At 32.4% G+C, this 17066-nt stretch carries 16 protein-coding genes; 12 read left to right on the forward strand and 4 right to left on the reverse strand.

The window, feature by feature from the left end; all coding sequences use genetic code 11:
• Positions 1-309: 309 nt before the first annotated feature.
• Positions 310-1575, forward strand: coding sequence for an IS110 family transposase (locus Q0K54_RS01535; protein WP_294578080.1), 1266 nt, complete (start codon positions 310-312; stop codon positions 1573-1575).
• Positions 1576-1810: 235 nt separating this feature from the next.
• Here the strand turns inward: Q0K54_RS01535 and Q0K54_RS01540 are convergent, their stop codons facing one another.
• The gene (locus Q0K54_RS01540; RefSeq protein WP_294578081.1) at positions 1811-2488 is read right to left on the reverse strand and encodes a PRD domain-containing protein; all 678 of its coding nucleotides are present in this window, start codon (positions 2486-2488) and stop codon (positions 1811-1813) included.
• Positions 2489-2945: 457 nt separating this feature from the next.
• Between Q0K54_RS01540 and pflB the strand changes: the two genes are divergently transcribed.
• The 3 genes from pflB to Q0K54_RS01555 all read left to right on the forward strand — a co-directional run bounded on the left by pflB (position 2946) and on the right by Q0K54_RS01555 (position 7016).
• The gene (pflB, locus tag Q0K54_RS01545) at positions 2946-5198 is read left to right on the forward strand and encodes a formate C-acetyltransferase (RefSeq protein ID WP_294578082.1); all 2253 of its coding nucleotides are present in this window, start codon (positions 2946-2948) and stop codon (positions 5196-5198) included.
• Between the two features lie 85 nt (positions 5199-5283).
• A complete protein-coding gene (pflA, locus tag Q0K54_RS01550) occupies positions 5284-6045 on the forward strand; it encodes a pyruvate formate-lyase-activating protein (protein WP_294578083.1) in 762 nt (253 codons plus the stop codon).
• Positions 6046-6137: 92 nt separating this feature from the next.
• Entirely contained in the window at positions 6138-7016 is an 879-nt protein-coding gene (locus Q0K54_RS01555) for an ROK family protein (RefSeq protein WP_294578084.1), read from the forward strand.
• Between the two features lie 31 nt (positions 7017-7047).
• Here the strand turns inward: Q0K54_RS01555 and Q0K54_RS01560 are convergent, their stop codons facing one another.
• Both Q0K54_RS01560 and Q0K54_RS01565 read right to left on the reverse strand, forming a co-directional pair.
• Positions 7048-8394 (reverse strand): aryl-sulfate sulfotransferase, encoded by a 1347-nt coding sequence (locus Q0K54_RS01560; protein WP_294578085.1) that lies wholly within the window; start codon positions 8392-8394, stop codon positions 7048-7050.
• A gap of 98 nt (positions 8395-8492) precedes the next feature.
• A complete protein-coding gene (locus Q0K54_RS01565; protein WP_294578086.1) occupies positions 8493-8690 on the reverse strand; it encodes a hypothetical protein in 198 nt (65 codons plus the stop codon).
• A 184-nt stretch (positions 8691-8874) separates the two neighbouring features.
• Here Q0K54_RS01565 and Q0K54_RS01570 point away from each other — a divergent pair, with 184 nt between their 5' ends.
• From Q0K54_RS01570 to Q0K54_RS01585, 4 genes are read left to right on the forward strand one after another with little or no spacing between them, the layout of a single operon-like run.
• Entirely contained in the window at positions 8875-9201 is a 327-nt protein-coding gene (locus tag Q0K54_RS01570; protein WP_294578087.1) for a PadR family transcriptional regulator, read from the forward strand.
• Positions 9188-9916 (forward strand): DUF1700 domain-containing protein, encoded by a 729-nt coding sequence (locus tag Q0K54_RS01575; RefSeq protein ID WP_294578088.1) that lies wholly within the window; start codon positions 9188-9190, stop codon positions 9914-9916. Before Q0K54_RS01570 ends, Q0K54_RS01575 begins: the two co-directional genes overlap by 14 nt.
• Entirely contained in the window at positions 9904-10692 is a 789-nt protein-coding gene (locus Q0K54_RS01580; protein WP_294578089.1) for a DUF4097 family beta strand repeat-containing protein, read from the forward strand. The genes Q0K54_RS01575 and Q0K54_RS01580 overlap by 13 nt, the downstream gene beginning before the upstream one ends.
• A gap of 2 nt (positions 10693-10694) precedes the next feature.
• A complete protein-coding gene (locus Q0K54_RS01585; protein WP_294578090.1) occupies positions 10695-10874 on the forward strand; it encodes a PspC domain-containing protein in 180 nt (59 codons plus the stop codon).
• Positions 10875-10899: 25 nt separating this feature from the next.
• Here Q0K54_RS01585 and Q0K54_RS01590 read toward each other — a convergent pair whose 3' ends face one another.
• Positions 10900-12198, reverse strand: a complete 1299-nt coding sequence (locus Q0K54_RS01590; protein ID WP_294578091.1) for a glycoside hydrolase family 32 protein — start codon at positions 12196-12198, stop codon at positions 10900-10902.
• A gap of 220 nt (positions 12199-12418) precedes the next feature.
• Between Q0K54_RS01590 and Q0K54_RS01595 the strand changes: the two genes are divergently transcribed.
• The 4 genes from Q0K54_RS01595 (at position 12419) to Q0K54_RS01610 (ending at position 17066) form a co-directional block, all read left to right on the forward strand.
• A complete protein-coding gene (locus tag Q0K54_RS01595) occupies positions 12419-14017 on the forward strand; it encodes a peptide ABC transporter substrate-binding protein (protein WP_294578092.1) in 1599 nt (532 codons plus the stop codon).
• Positions 14018-14100: 83 nt separating this feature from the next.
• Complete coding sequence (locus tag Q0K54_RS01600; protein ID WP_294578093.1) at positions 14101-15042, forward strand: ABC transporter permease; 942 nt, start codon at positions 14101-14103, stop codon at positions 15040-15042.
• Positions 15043-15048: 6 nt separating this feature from the next.
• Positions 15049-15978: an ABC transporter permease gene (locus Q0K54_RS01605; RefSeq protein ID WP_294578094.1), complete on the forward strand. Its 930-nt coding sequence runs from the start codon at positions 15049-15051 to the stop codon at positions 15976-15978.
• 2 nt (positions 15979-15980) lie between these two features.
• On the forward strand, positions 15981-17066 hold the full coding sequence (locus tag Q0K54_RS01610) for an ABC transporter ATP-binding protein (RefSeq protein WP_294578095.1): 1086 nt from the start codon (positions 15981-15983) through the stop codon (positions 17064-17066).

The raw sequence follows: 17066 nt of genomic DNA on the forward strand, positions 1-17066 counted from the left end.
TTTCATATTTACCTCCATTTCCGTCCGTCTTCGTCGGTCGGACACAAACATTTTATTAAAAATAATTTCTCTCCAATCGTTTTTGTAGTATCCTATAAGAGAGGTGGTATACTACAGAGCACGTGGAGGAGAGTAGGCAATTCTACTCGATATAGAATATCCTGAATATTTATAAGTCGCCGTCAGTCTTTCAAGCACAAACAAGTAGGACTTAGAGCCTGGACACTTAAGATTGTTTTAATCAACTATAGTGATATTTCGCAGACTGACAGTCAATGCCACTTCTCCTTTTTTGAAAGGAGTTTTTTTATGCTTAAAATCCACCGTTTTAATTGTGCTGGTCTTGATGTTCACAAGAACCTTATTGTTGCCACCATTGGTATCACTGACAAGAAAACTCGTGTCACTGAATATATTCAAAAAGTTTTCTCTTCTCTTAACTATGATCTCTATAACCTTAAAAACTGGCTTATTGAGCACAAATGCTTTGATGTCTGCATGGAATCTACCGGTAAATATTGGATCCCTGTCTTCAATATTCTTGAGACTGAATCTAAAATGAATATTGTCCTTGTTCATCCTAAATATGTCAAAGCTATCAAAGGCAAAAAAACAGACAAGAAAGATTCCAAATGGATTTGTGATCTTTTCAAACATGATCTTCTCAAATCATCTTTTATCCCATCTAAGGATATTCGTGAATTAAGAAATCTCTCTCGTTACCGCTTCAAGCTCATCTGTATGCGTACTTCTGAACGGAATCGTTATCAGAATTCTATGACCGTTTCCAATATCGCTCTTGCTTCTGTTGTTTCTGATCCTTTTGGAAAAACAGCTAAAGCCATAATGAATGAAGTTCTATCTACTGAAGCTATTGATGAAGCTAAAATCACAAAACTTATACATGGCAGCTGCAGAAACAAAGACAAAATAATTGAATCTCTTAAAAATTCCAAGATTGAGCCCGATCAAAGATTTAAGATGACAGAAATTCAATCACATATGAATGAACTTGATAAACATATTGAAGCTGTTGAAATAGAAATCATCAAACGTGCTTCCAGATACTTTGATGATTTCATCCATATTACGGAAATTGATGGAATACAGCTTATGTCTGCTATTCTTATCATTTCTGAAATCGGTGTTGATATGACACAATTTGAAACAGATAAACAGCTATGCTGCTGGGCTGGAGTCTCTCCTGCCAATAATGAAAGTGCAGGAAAGAAAAGATCAGTTCGTATCAGCAAAGCCGGGCAGTATCTTAAACCGGTATTAGTACAATGTGCATTGGCAGCCATCAGAAAGAAAAACAGTTATTTTGGTCAAAAGTATACAAGGATCAAGAAAAGAAGAGGACACAAGAAAGCAATCATAGCTATCGCAAGAATGATGCTTGTCAGTATTTATCACATGATTCTTACTGGAGAAAAGTTCAATCCTTCAGACTACGAATCATTTAAGGATCCAAAGCCACAAAGAGAAAAGAATAATTATACAGTTGAGACAGCACTGGACTTTCTAAAATCACAGGGATTTGATGTATCATCTATTCAAGAAATTCCTAAATAATATTCTGTTTTTTCTAAATGAAACCGAACTTGTTTTTAAGTTCGTCTTTTTTTGTGTTTTTACTCACGATTGGGTCAAATTATTTTTCACACTTCCTCCAGTAATAATGTAGCAAAAAAAAGATAAAGTTAGTTTATTTATTGATTAAGTGGTTGAAATTAATGATTGAACGGAAAAACGAAGAGTTGCCTCTTCGTTTTATCCATAAATTTATTCATATTTTATTATATTAGTTTTAGTCAAGACGATTATTAGCAACAACAAAATGCAATGCAATAAAAGCTAGTTCATCATCGTTAAATGAAAGATTTAATTGTTGCTTGATAATTTCATTTAAAACCTGGCTATATTTAAATTCAGTTGGATGACGTTCAATTATTTTATCTTTTAACGGATTTTCAACTTGTTCATTTTTACTTAAGCGTTCTAAAGCCGGTTCTAAGTGTAGACCGATAGCAATGATCAAACGATCATCATTACGATAATCATGTTGGAATTTTTCATTAATTACATCCATTGATTGTCTTAAAATTTGATAAACATGCTCATCGAGTAAGTCTAATCCTGAATTAATTTCTAAATCTAATTTTTGATTTTTTGATAAATACATTGAAACTAATGATATTTCGGCTTCAGGAAATTCAATATTAAATTCAGTTGCTAAGCGATCACAAAGCATTTTAGCATATGGATAACTATATTCTTGTTTATATGAAGAAATTTGACTATTACTTAAAGGAATATAGTTATTAGATTTAATTCTTAAAATTGCAATAGCTAAGTGAACTGCTAGATTATTGATTGAATTTTCACTAAGTGTTAAATCATAATCGTTGATTGTATTTTTTATGATACTTGTAATAAGCGCTTTTGTTTGATCAAAAGCTTCGTCATTATTGACTTGTAAATCCATTGTGAAACCTCCTACAACATAGATTATACTATATAATAAATTGAAGAAAAAATCTACTATTAAATCATTTATTTTTTTACATCTAATAGTGTTTGTAACTATCTGTTATTAGTCTATGGTTATTTGTAATCAATAATACATAGTATTATATTATTTTAAATGGAAGCGCTTACAAGAAAAACGTTTTTATCAGCAAAAATCAAAGAAAAAGAATTGTTAAAAATAATTTGTTTTTTTGGTGCAAATCACTGGAATATAAAATCATTTTATAATATAATGCAATCGTGGATAACAAAGGGAAAACAAGTGATTTTCCAAAATATAGTGTGTGTTATTCTTATTTGTAAATGTTTACTTAGAGTTAAATGAGTAATCTGCCAATATCCCTTGCTTAAATCAGATTATTATAAACTCAAGTAAGATTTGCTGGAAAAAATTTAAGGAGGAAAAAATTTATATGTTAAAGAAAGAACAATGGAATGGCTTTAAAGGTAGACTTTGGAAAGAAGAAGTAAACGTTCGTGACTTCATCCAACAAAACTACAAACCATATTATGGTGATGAATCATTCTTGGCCGGACCTACTGAAGCAACAGATAAGTTATGGGGTAAACTTCAGGAACTTCAAAAAGAAGAACGTGCTAATAACGGAGTATTAGATATGGAAACTCATGTAGTTTCTGGATTAACTGCTTATGGGCCTGGATATATTGATGAAGATCTTAAAGATCTTGAAAAAGTTGTAGGTCTTCAAACTGATAAACCTTTAAAAAGAGCATTTATGCCTTATGGTGGTATCAGAATGGCTGAACAAGCTTGTGAAACTTATGGATATACACCTGATCCAGAATTACACAAAATCTTTACAGTATATCATAAAACACATAACCAAGGTGTTTTCGATGTTTATACACCTGAAATTAGATTAGCTCGTCGTAATAAGATCATTACTGGTTTACCAGATACTTATGGACGTGGACGTATTGTTGGGGATTATCGTCGTGTTGCTTTATATGGTATCGATGAATTAATCAACTTTAAACAACAAGATTTGGCAGTTTGTGGTAGTGGTTCAATGACTGATGATATTATTCGTCGTCGTGAAGAAATTGCTGAACAAATCAAAGCTTTACAAGGTATGAAAAAGATGGCAGAAATTTATGGATATGATATTTCTGAACCAGCTAAAAATGCTCCAGAAGCAGTTCAATGGTTATACTTTGGATATTTAGCAGCTATCAAAACTCAAAATGGTGCTGCAATGTCAGTAGGACGTATTTCTACTTTCTTAGATATCTATATTGAAAGAGACTTAGCTGCTGGAACAATTACTGAAGAAGAAGCTCAAGAATTAATCGACCATTTCGTTATGAAATGTAGAATGGTTAAATTCGCTCGTATTCCTTCATATAACCAATTATTCTCAGGTGACCCAGTATGGGCTACACTAGAAGTTGCTGGTATTGGTTGTGACGGTCGTCCAATGACAACTAAAAACGATTTCCGTTTCTTACACACATTAGAAAACATGGGACCTTCACCAGAACCAAACTTAACAGTATTATATTCTTCTAGATTACCTGAAAACTTTAAGAAATATGCTGCTAAAATTTCTATTCAAACAAGCTCAATCCAATACGAAAATGACTGCGTAATGCGTCCAGTATGGGGAGATGACTATTCAATTTGCTGCTGCGTTTCTGCAACTCAAACTGGTAAAGAAATGCAATTCTTCGGTGCCCGTGCTAACTTAGCTAAATGTTTATTATACGCTATCAACGGTGGTGTCGATGAAAAAACTAAGACTCAAGTAGCTCCTGAATATCGTCCAATTACTTCTGAATACTTAGACTATGATGAAGTTATGAGAGCTTATGATCAATGTATGGACTGGTTAGCTGATATTTATGTAAATACACTAAACTTAATCCAATACATGCATGATAAATATTACTATGAAGCTGCTCAAATGGCTTTAATTGATACTGATGTTAAACGTACATTTGCAACTGGTATCGCTGGATTCTCTCATGTAGTAGACTCTTTAAGTGCTATCAAATATGCAAAAGTTAAAACAATCCGTGATGAAGATGGTATCGTTGTTGACTATGAAACTGAAGGAGATTTCCCTCGTTATGGTAACGATGATGACCGTGCTGATGATATCGCAGTTTGGTTATTACAAACTTTCTTAGGAAAGATCAAAAAACATCACACTTATCGTGATTCTGAACCAACTACTTCTATCTTAACTATTACTTCTAACGTAGTTTATGGTAAAGCAACTGGTTCATTACCTGATGGACGTAAAGCTGGTGAACCATTATCTCCAGGTGCAAACCCATCATACGGTGCTGAAAAATCTGGTTTATTAGCTTCATTAAACTCTGTAGCTAAATTACCATATGAATGGGCATTAGATGGTATTTCTAATACTCAAACAATCAGCCCTGATACATTAGGACATGATTTAGAAGAACGTAAAAATACATTAGCTAGAGTATTAGATGGATACTTTGATCAAGGTGCTCATCACTTAAATGTTAACGTATTTGGAACTGAAAAATTAATTGATGCTATGGAACATCCAGAAAAAGAAGAATATGCAAACTTCACAATTCGTGTATCTGGATATGCAGTTAAATTCATTGACTTAACTCGTGAACAACAATTAGACGTTATTTCAAGAACTTGCCATAAATCAATGTAATTTATTACAAAAATTTAATGTCAACAGCCTCTTAGTTTAAAGAGGCTGTTTTGATAAATCTAGAAATAGGAAAATGGAGAAAACAATGGATACTACAATTAAAGCAAAAGTGCATTCAATTGAAAGCTTTGGTTCTGTCGATGGCCCAGGAATTCGTTATATTCTCTTTTTATCTGGTTGTCCTTTACGCTGTAAATATTGCCATAATCCAGATACTTGGGCTAATGCTAAACCAACGATGGAAATGACCCCTCAAGAAGCTTTAGATAAAGCTATGAAATATAAGAGCTATTGGGGTGAAGATGGTGGTATTACTGTCAGTGGCGGTGAACCATTATTACAAATTGATTTCTTGATCGAATTATTTAAAATGGCTAAAGCTGAGGGAGTTACTACTTGTATTGATACTAGCGGGGGTAATTTTACTCGGGAAGAACCATTCTTTTCTAAATTTAATGAATTAATGAAATATACTGATTTATTGTTAGTTGATATCAAACATATCAATGAACAAGAACATATTAATTTAACTGGTAAAACTAATACTAATATCTTAGATATGGCTCGTTATTTATCAGATATTGAAAAACCAGTTTGGATCAGACATGTCTTAGTTCCTGGAATTACCGATAATGATGAATATTTAAAACAATTAGATCAATTTATTAGTACTTTAAATAATGTTCAAAAAGTGGAAGTTTTACCTTACCATACATTAGGTACTTTTAAATGGGAAGAATTAAAGATTCCTTATCCATTAGAAGGAGTTAATCCACCTAGCGAAGAAAGAGTTGCTAATGCCAAGAAATTATTACATACTGATCAATATCCAAAAAAGAAATATTAATCGACGGGATAAACTTAAAGGTTTATCCTTTTTATGTTCAATTATTTGGAAAATTAAGTTATAATAGGATATATGAACGAGGAGGTATAGTAATGAAATTAGGTGCGATTGAAGCTGGAGGAACAAAGTTTGTTGTTTGTATCGGTGATGAATCGGGAAATGTGATTGAAAGAGCGACATTTCCAACAGAAACTCCAGAAAAAACAATGGCCAATGTATTTAAGTTTTTTGATGGGAAAGATATTGAAGCATTAGGAGTAGGAAGTTTTGGTCCAATTGATCCTGATGTTAAAAGTCCAACTTATGGTTATATTACTACAACACCAAAACCAGGATGGCAAAATTATAATATCATAGGTGAGTTAAAAAAACGTTACAATATTCCAATGGGATTTGATACTGATGTTAATGGTGCCTGCTTAGGAGAAGCTTATTTTGGAGCAGCTAAAGGATTGGATAGTGCTTTATATATGACAATTGGTACTGGTATTGGTTGTGGTGCTATTGTAGAAGGAAATTTAGTTCATGGATTATTACATCCTGAAATGGGACATATTAAAATGATCGTCCGTGAAGATGACAGCTATGCTGGTAAGTGTCCTTATCATGGTACTTGCTTTGAAGGATTAGCTGCTGGTCCAGCAATCGAAGCTCGTTGGGGTAAAAAAGGTCAAGAATTACCTGCTGATCATCCAGCTTGGGATTTAGAAGCTTATTATATTGGACAAGCATTAGCTAATTATATTTTGATCTTATCACCTAAAAAGATCATTATTGGTGGTGGGGTAGCTAAACAAAAACAGTTATTTCCAATGATTTTCAAATATGTTAGAGAATTTTTAAATGGATATGTGCAAAAAGATGAGATTTTAACTGATAAAATTGCTGAATATATCGTTTCACCAGGATTAGGTGATAATGCTGGAGTATGTGGTGCTTTAGCTTTAGCTAAATTAGCATTAGAAAAATAAAAGTGGTAATATCGATTTGATATTACCATTTTTAATTAAACCAGTAATTTTTATAATCATACTTAAAAACTCGATACCACCAGGTTGCTCCATTGCCTTTAAGTGATTGGATCAACTGATCGTTATTATCAAATTCAAATGCTTCAAAAGCACTGCCGCTATCAACAAGTGTATTATTATCTAATTCTTGAACAGAACTAACATAGCCAGAATATGTAACTGGGATCTGTTTAACTAAACTAAAAGTCCGGTTGTTTTCATCGACTAAATATTTTTCATAATATGAATATTCACCATTAGTTCCTATTCCGGTACCATAATAGCTATCATCCAATGAATAATCATAATCGCGACTACTGCAGTAAGTATTATTATTGTTATAGAAGTATAAATAGTACTGTCCAGCTGGCAAAGAATCATCTGCTTGATAAACTACACAATGTTGACCAGCATTTAAAGAGAAATTACCACTGGCATCTAAAACAAGATCATCATAACCGCTTTCCTGCCAGAATTGTTTAGAATCAATCAAGTAATCTATTGTTGGTTCTTGATATAAATTAGATATTTTAATGATAGTTGATGTCTCACGAGAACTGATGATAATGCTGTTATCATCGATTAAATCAATCGAGTTAATATGCATCCAGTCTAAGGCTTCATCACCGTCATTAGTTAAATTTTTATAATAGTTGCTAAATAAATCTTTTAAATCAATCAGCTTGTTGATATCACCAGTTGTTGCATCAATGCTGATAATCAAATCTTCCTGGGTATCACTATTTTTTTGACTTGTTAGAACTAAAAAGTCGTTTTGAGCCCCAAAAATATAATCATGATGCAGTTTGTAATCACCGGTATTATATAGATTGGTAATTTGACCAGTACGATCCATTGCTGCAATTAAACTGGCACTAGTACTGAAGTACATAATATCATCTTCAAATAAGATCCGACAGCTGCGATAGCTGATAATCGGAATTTCACTGCGTATAGTACCATCATTATCATATATTAAAATAAAATCAATTTCTTCATTATCCTCTGCTGTTCGATTTCCTAACATTGTATAAAAACCATCGCTTAAGGGTTCGTTACTTTCCCCGTTAGTAACTTCAAGTTGAATGTTATCTTCACTCCCTGCAAGGTTAGTGGCATCATAGCTCCAGCATAGACTATCAACTAAATTATCAGTTTCATCATACAAATTAACCGTAATAATATTAGTAGTACCAGGAACACTGCCAACTAGTAAATATTCGTGAACAGTAGTATAGCCGTCTTGTTCATCGTTATTTAATGATTCACTGAAACTGTTATAGCCACTTGTTTCAATGCTATAATCAGCTTTACAAGCAATATCAGTAGTAAAATACATGTAAATTCCTGTAGTATTAGTTCCGAAAGGGTTTACGATCAATAGCGGATTATCAAAAGTATAGTTGTGCTTTTTGATTAAATGATTGATTTGTGATTTTATCTTTCCCTGTATTGTAAGTCATAGATAGTATTGACATCATCTGTAATCTCAGTCAGTTTAGTATATGTGATACTGTTATCATCTTCACTAGAGTTATAGGTCGTAACATTATCTCTGGTGATGAAAAGAACTAGTATTAAAGCTAAGACTACAATTAGTACTGGGATAATTATTTTTAATTTTGCCTTCTTCATTGTACCTCCTTCAGTCGCATTATTGTATAGAAATATGTAATAATTATCGAAATATCATAAAATTAAAAGGTATTGATATTAAGTTTTATGATGCAAATATATTTAGTAAAACAATATTAATTGACAGATAATATTATACAACATATAATATTATTGAAAATAAAGTAGGAAAGGGGATTGTCAGATGATTTTTAATACCGGAGCAGCGTTGTTAGATACGATTGTATTATCGGTTGTTTCTAAAGAAGCTAAAGGGACTTATGGTTATAAAATAACTCAGGATGTTAGAACGGCATTGGATGTATCGGAATCCACATTGTATCCGGTTTTGCGACGATTGTTGAAAGATGATTGTTTAAAAACATATGATCAAGAATATGGTGGACGTAATCGGCGCTATTATCAGATAACACCCAAGGGAAAGGCACAGTTACAGTTATATATCAAAGAATGGTATGAATATACCAGAAAGATAAATATGATTATTGGGGGAAATAATGATGAATCGTAAAGAGTTTTTAGATAGATTAGCATTTTTGCTTCAAGATATTGATGAAGAAGAAAGAAAGTCAGCGTTAGAATATTATGAAGCCTATTTTGATGATGCTGGAAAAGATAATGAGCAACAAGTTATTAGTGAATTAGGTTCACCTGAACAGGTGGCTGCGATAATTAAAGCTGGATTGGATGAAAGTTTTGATCAAAATATTGAATATAGTGAAACTGGAATGAAAAATTCTCGTTATAAACAAAATGATACTATAATTGAAGCTGAAATTATAGATGAAAGAAAGCAAGATAAAAATAGTCATTTTAAAGGTAATCCTGATCGAAATCGTATTTTATTGATCTTTATCGTTATTGCTGCTATTTGTTTGTTTGCAGGGATAGGAACTGGAATTATTCCAGTATTAGTGGGAATCTTCATTGCTGTTATCTTTTTTGGAATCGGAATTTTTATTGGTGGATTTGCCTGTTTAATTGGAGCTGTAGCCTGTATAATTAAAGGAATATTAGTAATTGGTGGTTTCACGGGCGCTGGTTTAATTACGATTGCTGCCGGTATAGGTTTGATAGCTTTAGCTTTATTGTTTTTTATGCTTGATGTTTTAATTATTAAATTGTTTCCATCACTCATTAGATTTGTCGTCAGATTAATCAGAGATATTATTAATTATATTTTACGACTATTAGATCGAGGAGGAAAAACAGAATGCGAAAAATAGGATATGCGATTTTAGTTATATCAATAATTGCGCTAATTTTTCTTGTTTCAGGGGCAATGTTAGGTGGTTTTAGTGAATTAGAAACGTTATATCACAATGGCGATTATAATATTAATTTACCATTTTATCAAACTAAGAATGTTGTTCAAGAATTTAGAGATGTGAGTAATCTAGAAATTAATTGTGAGATAGGAACTGCAAATATTAAAAGTTATGGTGGTTCATCAATAAAAGTTGAAGGTAGAAATGTTAGTAGAAAGATCAAGATTGAAAAAGAACATGAAACGCTAGTTATAAAAGACGGTAGTCAGTTTGGTCGTATATTCAACTATAACGATAATGATACTGGAATAACGATTTATGTGCCTAATGATTATCAATTTGACCAGGTAAATCTAGAAGTGGATGCTGGAAAAATGACTATTGATCAGCTTAACTGTCAAGAGTTGGAAATAAATGTTGATTTAGGTGATTTTTATGGTAATCAAATAGTAGCTACACAGGCTAAAATTGAAGTTGATGCTGGTGATATTACTATTGATTATTTAGATAGTATGAATTGTGATTTTAATTGCGATTTAGGAAATATTACCGCCACGGTGGCTGGTAGTGAAGCTGATTATGATTACGAGGTTGATAGTGACTTAGGAGATGTTACTATTGGTAGCTATAATAGTGACAGTATGGAAGATAAATATACTTTACAGCGTGGTGCCAATCGTAGATTAAAGGGTAGCTGTGATGCTGGCAATATTGAAATTTTCATGGAGGTATAAAGATGAAACGTTTATATCGATCAAATCAAGATCGGATGCTTTGTGGGGTTTGTGGTGGTTTGGCAGAATACTTTGATGTTGATCCAACATTAATTCGTTTAGCATGGGTTTTATTTGTTGCTGTTGGTGGTAGTGGTATATTAGCTTATTTTGTTGCTGCCATCATTATTCCAAGTCGATAGTAAAATAGTGTCATTTTACATGACACTATTTTTGATAGATTTGATAAGCTACATTGCTGGTAATTTCATCACCAATATTATAAACAATATTAGAAATGACATATTGACCATCATTGATGAAAATTTCAATAATATGCTGGTCATAAAAAATATTTAACTGACACTGATCAAGTTTTGGTGAAACCAGGTTGGTTTGTCCACCTTTATTAGTATAAACGAGCTGACGATCAATTTTTAAAGTACCATCAAAACTGATTGAATAACCACCAATATTTAAATAATCACCTTTATTTAAATTAGTTGTTATTTTGCATGGTTGGTTAAAATCAAAAGCGTTAACTTTTTTATTAAATAGTTGATCAACATTAGGATGAATATTAGTGTAAATATGATTATCATGGTAAGTAATTACTCGTGGATAAGTTATTAATCCAATCCAATCGTCTTCATCAGCTTTAGGCATCCGCATCCAACCAACATAAATGCGATTGCCATCTTTATCAATAGTAGTTTGTGGTGCATATAAATCAAGACCGTAATCTAAATAATTTAAATCACCAGTAATTTTTAAAGAGCAGTCATCATGATCAAAATCAATCGTGGTTATTCGTCCATGTGAAGGATAGCCAGTTGAATTAGTTCTTTCTGGTGACATGATCAATAAATATTGTCCATCAACTTCGAACACATCAGGGCATTCCCACATATCACCAATTTTGATCCCACGATAATTATTTACATATTCCCATTTTTTAGCATCGTCAGAACGATAAAATAATAATTGTCCATTATAATTGTTATCATCATCTAAATACTTGCTGGCAACAACTAAATAATATTTATCTTGATATTTCCAGACTTTAGGATCACGAGTGTGGGTTGGATGACCAATCTGTCCTTCTTTAAATTCTGGAATTATTAATGACTTAGCGTTGAGATTGTCAAAAGCAAAACCATCCTCACTAATTAATAGAGCCTGACTGGCAATGAATTCATCGCCACTAAAAGTTACATTAATATTTTCAGGATTAACTTTGGTATATTTTACTCCAGTATAATAGATATACATTTTATCATCAATTTCGATACTAGAACCAGAAAAACAACCATTTTGATCATATAATTTGCTTGGATATAAGGCTATTCCTAAATCCTGCCAATGAATAAGATCTTTGCTAATGCTATGGCCCCAATGCATAGTTCCCCATCTATTTTCATATGGATAGTATTGGTAGAATAGATGATAATTTCCCTGATAGTAAATAAAACCGACTGGATCATTGATCCAATGTTTAGGTGCGGTTAAGTGATATTTTGGATGCATTTAGTTTCCTCCTTGTTTATTCATTTCCTTTATTATAGCATCTTTTCATATGATAATTAAGCTGAAAACACAATATGTGCTAATACATTTTATCTGCTTATTTTTATCATGATAATAATTTTTGGTTGATTATTATTTTTAAATATGATATTATGGGTTTGTAAACAAAAATTGTATACATGTATTTGATGATACAATTAATAAAAGAAGGGGGATTTACATGAAAAAACTATTAGCGGTTCTTGCTAGTTTAGCCATGATGGTTTCATTGACTGGCTGCGGTGGAGGAAGTGATGATAATGTTCTTTATTATGCTTTAGACACTGAAGCTAGTTCATTAGATTCTACAGTGGCAACAGATGGGGCTTCATTTACAGCTATTGCTCAATTCGTTGAAGGTTTAACAGCTCGTGGTGAAGATGGTGAAATTGCTTTAAACTTAGCTGAAGATGTTGATACTAGTGAAGACGGTCTTACTTGGACATTTAAAATTAGAGATGATGCAAACTGGGAAAATGGTGATCCAGTAACTGCAAATGATTTTGTTTACGCTTGGACTAGACTTTTAAGAAATGGTGGCGAATATTCTTCAATGTTTGGACCAGATGGTGCTAACATCGTAAATGCTACTGCCATTATGGAAGGTACTATGGAAGCTGACCAATTAGGTGTTGAAGCAACTGATGACAAAACTTTAGTTGTTCATTTAGTTACACCTTGTGCTTATTTCTTGGAATTAATGAACTTTGCAGTTTTCTATCCACAAAATCAAGCATTCGTTGAAAAAGTTGGTGAAGATAACTATGCTACTTCTGCTGATAACTTATTATCTTGTGGACCATTTAAAGTAACAGATTATCAACAAGGTTCTCGTATTTCTTATGAAAAGAATGAAGAATACTTTAATGCTGATGCTGTACAATTAGATGGTATTGAAATTTATCAATCAGTTACTTCTGATACCGGAACAATGGGATTTGAAAACGGTGATTATGATTTCGTACCAATCAGTTTTGAAATGGTAGATCAATATGCTGATAATGATGCATTCTATACTTATCAACAAGGTTATATGCATTTCATTATGTTCAATTTCCAAAATCAATATTTACAAAATATTAACTTACGTCGTGCTATTAACTTAGCTATCGATCGTGCAGATTTTGCTGATAATGTCTTAAAAGATGGATCAGTAGCTGCTGAAGGTTTTGTACCTAGTGGTTTATCAGAAAGCTCTCAAGGAACTGATTTCCGTGATGATGCTGGAAGTTATTTAAGCTATGATTTAACTCAGGCACAACAATATTTAGATACAGCTTTACAAGAATTAGGAGTTTCAGAAATTACATTAGAATTATTATATGGTAATAACGAAGCACCAAATGATACTGCTGCAGAATATTTAGAAAGTGCTTTATCTAAATTAAATGGATTAAATATTGAAATGAAAGTAGAAACAAAAACTGCTAGATTAGATGACATGACAAATGGAAACTTTGATATGGCAGTAACTCGTTGGGGACCTGACTTTGCCGATCCAACAACTTATTTAACATTATACAATACTACAAATAGTAACAATGATGGTAAATATTCTAACGCTGATTACGATGCAATCTTAGCTCAAATCACTAATGAAACTGATGTTGATGCACGTTGGCAATTAATGATTCAAGCTGAAAAAATGTTAATGGATGAATATGCAATGGTACCTATTTTTGAAAAAGGTGGTACAGCATTATGGAATCCTGATTATGAAGGTTTAGTAATTAGAGTAACTGGACCAAACGTATTGAAATATGTTCATCGTGTTGAATAGTAGATAAAACAAAATAAAAAAAGTAGGTAGAAACACATTATATTTATCTATAATGTGTTTCTTTATTAAAGGAGGAAAAAGATATGGATAAGGCAATGGTTAAATATATAACTAAACGACTAGCCATTTCTCTTGTTACTCTATTTGTAATTATTGTAGTATTATTCGTAATGATCAGATCATTACCAGGAACTCCTTTTAACTCTGAAAGGATGACCGATGCACAACTGGCAGCAGCTAATGCCAAGTATGGTTTTGATCAACCTTTATTAGTACAATTTGTTATGTATTTAAAAGATATGATTACGGGTGATTTTGGTATCTCATTTACCTTATATAAAAATGTATCTGTAGCTTCATTAGTGGGAAATGCAGCAAAGATTTCATTTATGTATGGTATCGCAGCGACTATTTTTGGTACTTTAGTTGGAATGCTTTTAGGTGTTATTGCAGCACTTAAGAAAAATACTATCTGGGATACTTTAACAACAACAATTTCAGTTTTAGGGGTATCAATACCATCATTTGTTTTTGCTTTATTGATGGTTATGTTTTTTGCTTATGAATTGAAAATATTGCCATTGCAATATAGTAACCGAAATCCGATTTTTAGTTCAATCTTGCCAGTGCTGGCGCTTTCGATGAGCGTTATTGCTAACGTGGCTCGTTTTACCAGAACTGAGATGATTTCCGTATTAAATAGTGATTATATTACATTGGCTAAAGCTAAAGGGCTAGATGGTAGAACATTGATTTTAAAACATGCTTTAAGAAATGGTTTAATTCCAGTTATTACTATTTTAGGACCTATTTTGGTTAACTTGATGACTGGTACTATGGTTGTTGAACAAATCTGTGGGGTACCTGGTCTAGGAAAATTATTGATTAATGGTATTTCAGCAAACGATTATGATATCGTTCTAGCATGTGCTTTCTTATATGCGGTTATGTATATTGTAATTGTTTTTGTAATTGATGTTTCTTATGGATTAATTGATCCAAGAATTCGTTTAGGAAAGGGGTAAACAATGATGGATGAAAAATTTGAATTTTTGCCTGATGATTTTGATTTCGTCAGTGAGGGGCAAGTAGAAATCAAAGATGTTGTTACACCAGCCAAACCTTTTTGGAAGGATTCAATTGGTCGTTTTATTAAAAATAAAGGATCAGTAATTGGTATTATTTTTATTGCAGTTTATATTTTATTAGCAATCATCGTTCCGATGGTCAGTCAATGGAATTATGCTGAAATTAACACATCACTTGCCAATATTGAACCTAATGCAACTCATTTTTTTGGAACTGATAACTTTGGTCGTGATTTATTTGTTAGATTATGGCGTGGAGCTAGAGTTTCGTTATTAATTGCTTTTTTAGCAGTATTTATTGATGTTATTGTTGGAATGACTTATGGTTTAATTTCTGGATATTTTGGTGGTAAGGTCGATATGGTCTTACAAAGAATTCAGGAAGTCTTAAACTCAATTCCTACATTAGTAGTTTTAACTTTATTATTAACAGTTATGAAATCATCGCTAATTACTATTGTAATTGCTTTGTCATTTACAGAGTGGATTCCGATGTCAAGAATTACTAGGGCGCAAGTATTAAAAGTAAAAGAAGATGAATTTGTTTTAGCTTCAAGAACATTAGGAGCTTCCAACTTCTTTATCATTTTTAAAGAAATTTTGCCAAATATTATTAATCAGTTAATTATCATGTGTATGATGACTGTACCTAATGCCATCTTCTATGAAGCATATTTATCATTTGTCGGATTAGGTTTACCAGTACCAGAAGCATCTTTAGGTACATTGGTTAATGATGGATTCTCATTTTTCTTGATTTATCCATATCAGATGCTAATTCCAGCCATTGCTTTGGCAATTTTGATGTTATGTTTCAATTTAGTAGCTGATGGTCTTCGTGATGCGTTAGATCCAACCATGAAGGAGATGTAATTATGGAAGAAAAAAGAGAAAAGATTTTAGAAGTTAGAGATTTACACATTTCTTTTAAAACCGACTCTGGTAAAGTTAGTGCCATTCGTGGTGTAGATCTTGATTTATATAAAGGTGAAACAATTGCAATCGTTGGTGAATCAGGTTCTGGAAAAAGTGTTACTACTAAAGCAATTTTAGGAATTATGGCCAGCAATGGAACAATTGACAGTGGTTATATCAACTATGTCTGGTATGATGAATATACTGGTGAACGGCAAGAACGAGATATCGTACAAATGAGCGAACATGAAATGCAAAAAGAAATTCGTGGTCGTAAAATTGCCATGGTATTCCAAGATCCAATGACATCGTTAAATCCAACGATGACCATCGGTAAACAAATTATGGAACCAATGATCTATCACTATAAAACACCTAAAGAGGAAGCTTATAAAAAAGCAATTGAACTATTAGAATTAGTTGGAATTACTGATGCCGAAAAAAGAATGAAAAACTATCCTCATCAATTATCTGGAGGAATGCGTCAAAGAGTTGTTATTGCTATCGCTTTATCATGTGACCCATATGTATTAATTTGCGATGAACCAACAACAGCATTAGATGTTACGATTCAAGCTAAAATTTTGGAATTAATTAAAGAAATTCAAGCTAAAAAAGATTTATCAGTAATTTATATTACTCATGACTTAGGTGTTGTTGCCAAAGTGGCAGATTTTGTCAATGTAATGTATGCTGGAAAGATTGTTGAAAAAGGAACAATTGATGAAATTTTCTATGATCCACGACATCCATATACTTGGGGATTACTTTCATCAATGCCAGATTTAGATACTGATGATGATGTTTTATATACTATTCCTGGAACACCACCTAACTTGACTAATGAGATAGTAGGTGATGCTTTTGCACCACGTAATCCATATGCTTTGAAAATAGATTTACGTGTAGAACCACCAATGTTTGATGTGCCTGGTTCTTCAACTCATAAGGTTGCTAGCTGGTTAATGCATGAAAAGGCACCAAAAGTAGAAATGCCAGAATCATTAAAAAATCGTCTAGAAAAAATGAAAAGTGAGGGACTGTAA

Source organism: uncultured Thomasclavelia sp. (genome assembly GCF_944324745.1).
In the GTDB taxonomy this organism is placed as follows: domain Bacteria; phylum Bacillota_I; class Bacilli_A; order Erysipelotrichales; family Coprobacillaceae; genus Thomasclavelia.

Coding starts and splice junctions, on each gene's coding strand:
- Q0K54_RS01595 (WP_294578092.1), top strand. CDS start 12,419: ATGAAAAAACTATTAGCGGTTCTTGCTAGTTTAGCCATGATGGTTTCA.
- pflB (WP_294578082.1), top strand. CDS start 2,946: ATGTTAAAGAAAGAACAATGGAATGGCTTTAAAGGTAGACTTTGGAAA.
- Q0K54_RS01535 (WP_294578080.1), top strand. CDS start 310: ATGCTTAAAATCCACCGTTTTAATTGTGCTGGTCTTGATGTTCACAAG.
- Q0K54_RS01555 (WP_294578084.1), top strand. CDS start 6,138: ATGAAATTAGGTGCGATTGAAGCTGGAGGAACAAAGTTTGTTGTTTGT.
- Q0K54_RS01560 (WP_294578085.1), bottom strand. CDS start 8,394: ATGTATTTTACTACTGATATTGCTTGTAAAGCTGATTATAGCATTGAA.
- Q0K54_RS01540 (WP_294578081.1), bottom strand. CDS start 2,488: ATGGATTTACAAGTCAATAATGACGAAGCTTTTGATCAAACAAAAGCG.
- pflA (WP_294578083.1), top strand. CDS start 5,284: ATGGATACTACAATTAAAGCAAAAGTGCATTCAATTGAAAGCTTTGGT.
- Q0K54_RS01585 (WP_294578090.1), top strand. CDS start 10,695: ATGAAACGTTTATATCGATCAAATCAAGATCGGATGCTTTGTGGGGTT.
- Q0K54_RS01605 (WP_294578094.1), top strand. CDS start 15,049: ATGGATGAAAAATTTGAATTTTTGCCTGATGATTTTGATTTCGTCAGT.
- Q0K54_RS01575 (WP_294578088.1), top strand. CDS start 9,188: ATGATGAATCGTAAAGAGTTTTTAGATAGATTAGCATTTTTGCTTCAA.
- Q0K54_RS01570 (WP_294578087.1), top strand. CDS start 8,875: ATGATTTTTAATACCGGAGCAGCGTTGTTAGATACGATTGTATTATCG.
- Q0K54_RS01580 (WP_294578089.1), top strand. CDS start 9,904: ATGCGAAAAATAGGATATGCGATTTTAGTTATATCAATAATTGCGCTA.
- Q0K54_RS01565 (WP_294578086.1), bottom strand. CDS start 8,690: ATGAAGAAGGCAAAATTAAAAATAATTATCCCAGTACTAATTGTAGTC.
- Q0K54_RS01590 (WP_294578091.1), bottom strand. CDS start 12,198: ATGCATCCAAAATATCACTTAACCGCACCTAAACATTGGATCAATGAT.
- Q0K54_RS01600 (WP_294578093.1), top strand. CDS start 14,101: ATGGATAAGGCAATGGTTAAATATATAACTAAACGACTAGCCATTTCT.
- Q0K54_RS01610 (WP_294578095.1), top strand. CDS start 15,981: ATGGAAGAAAAAAGAGAAAAGATTTTAGAAGTTAGAGATTTACACATT.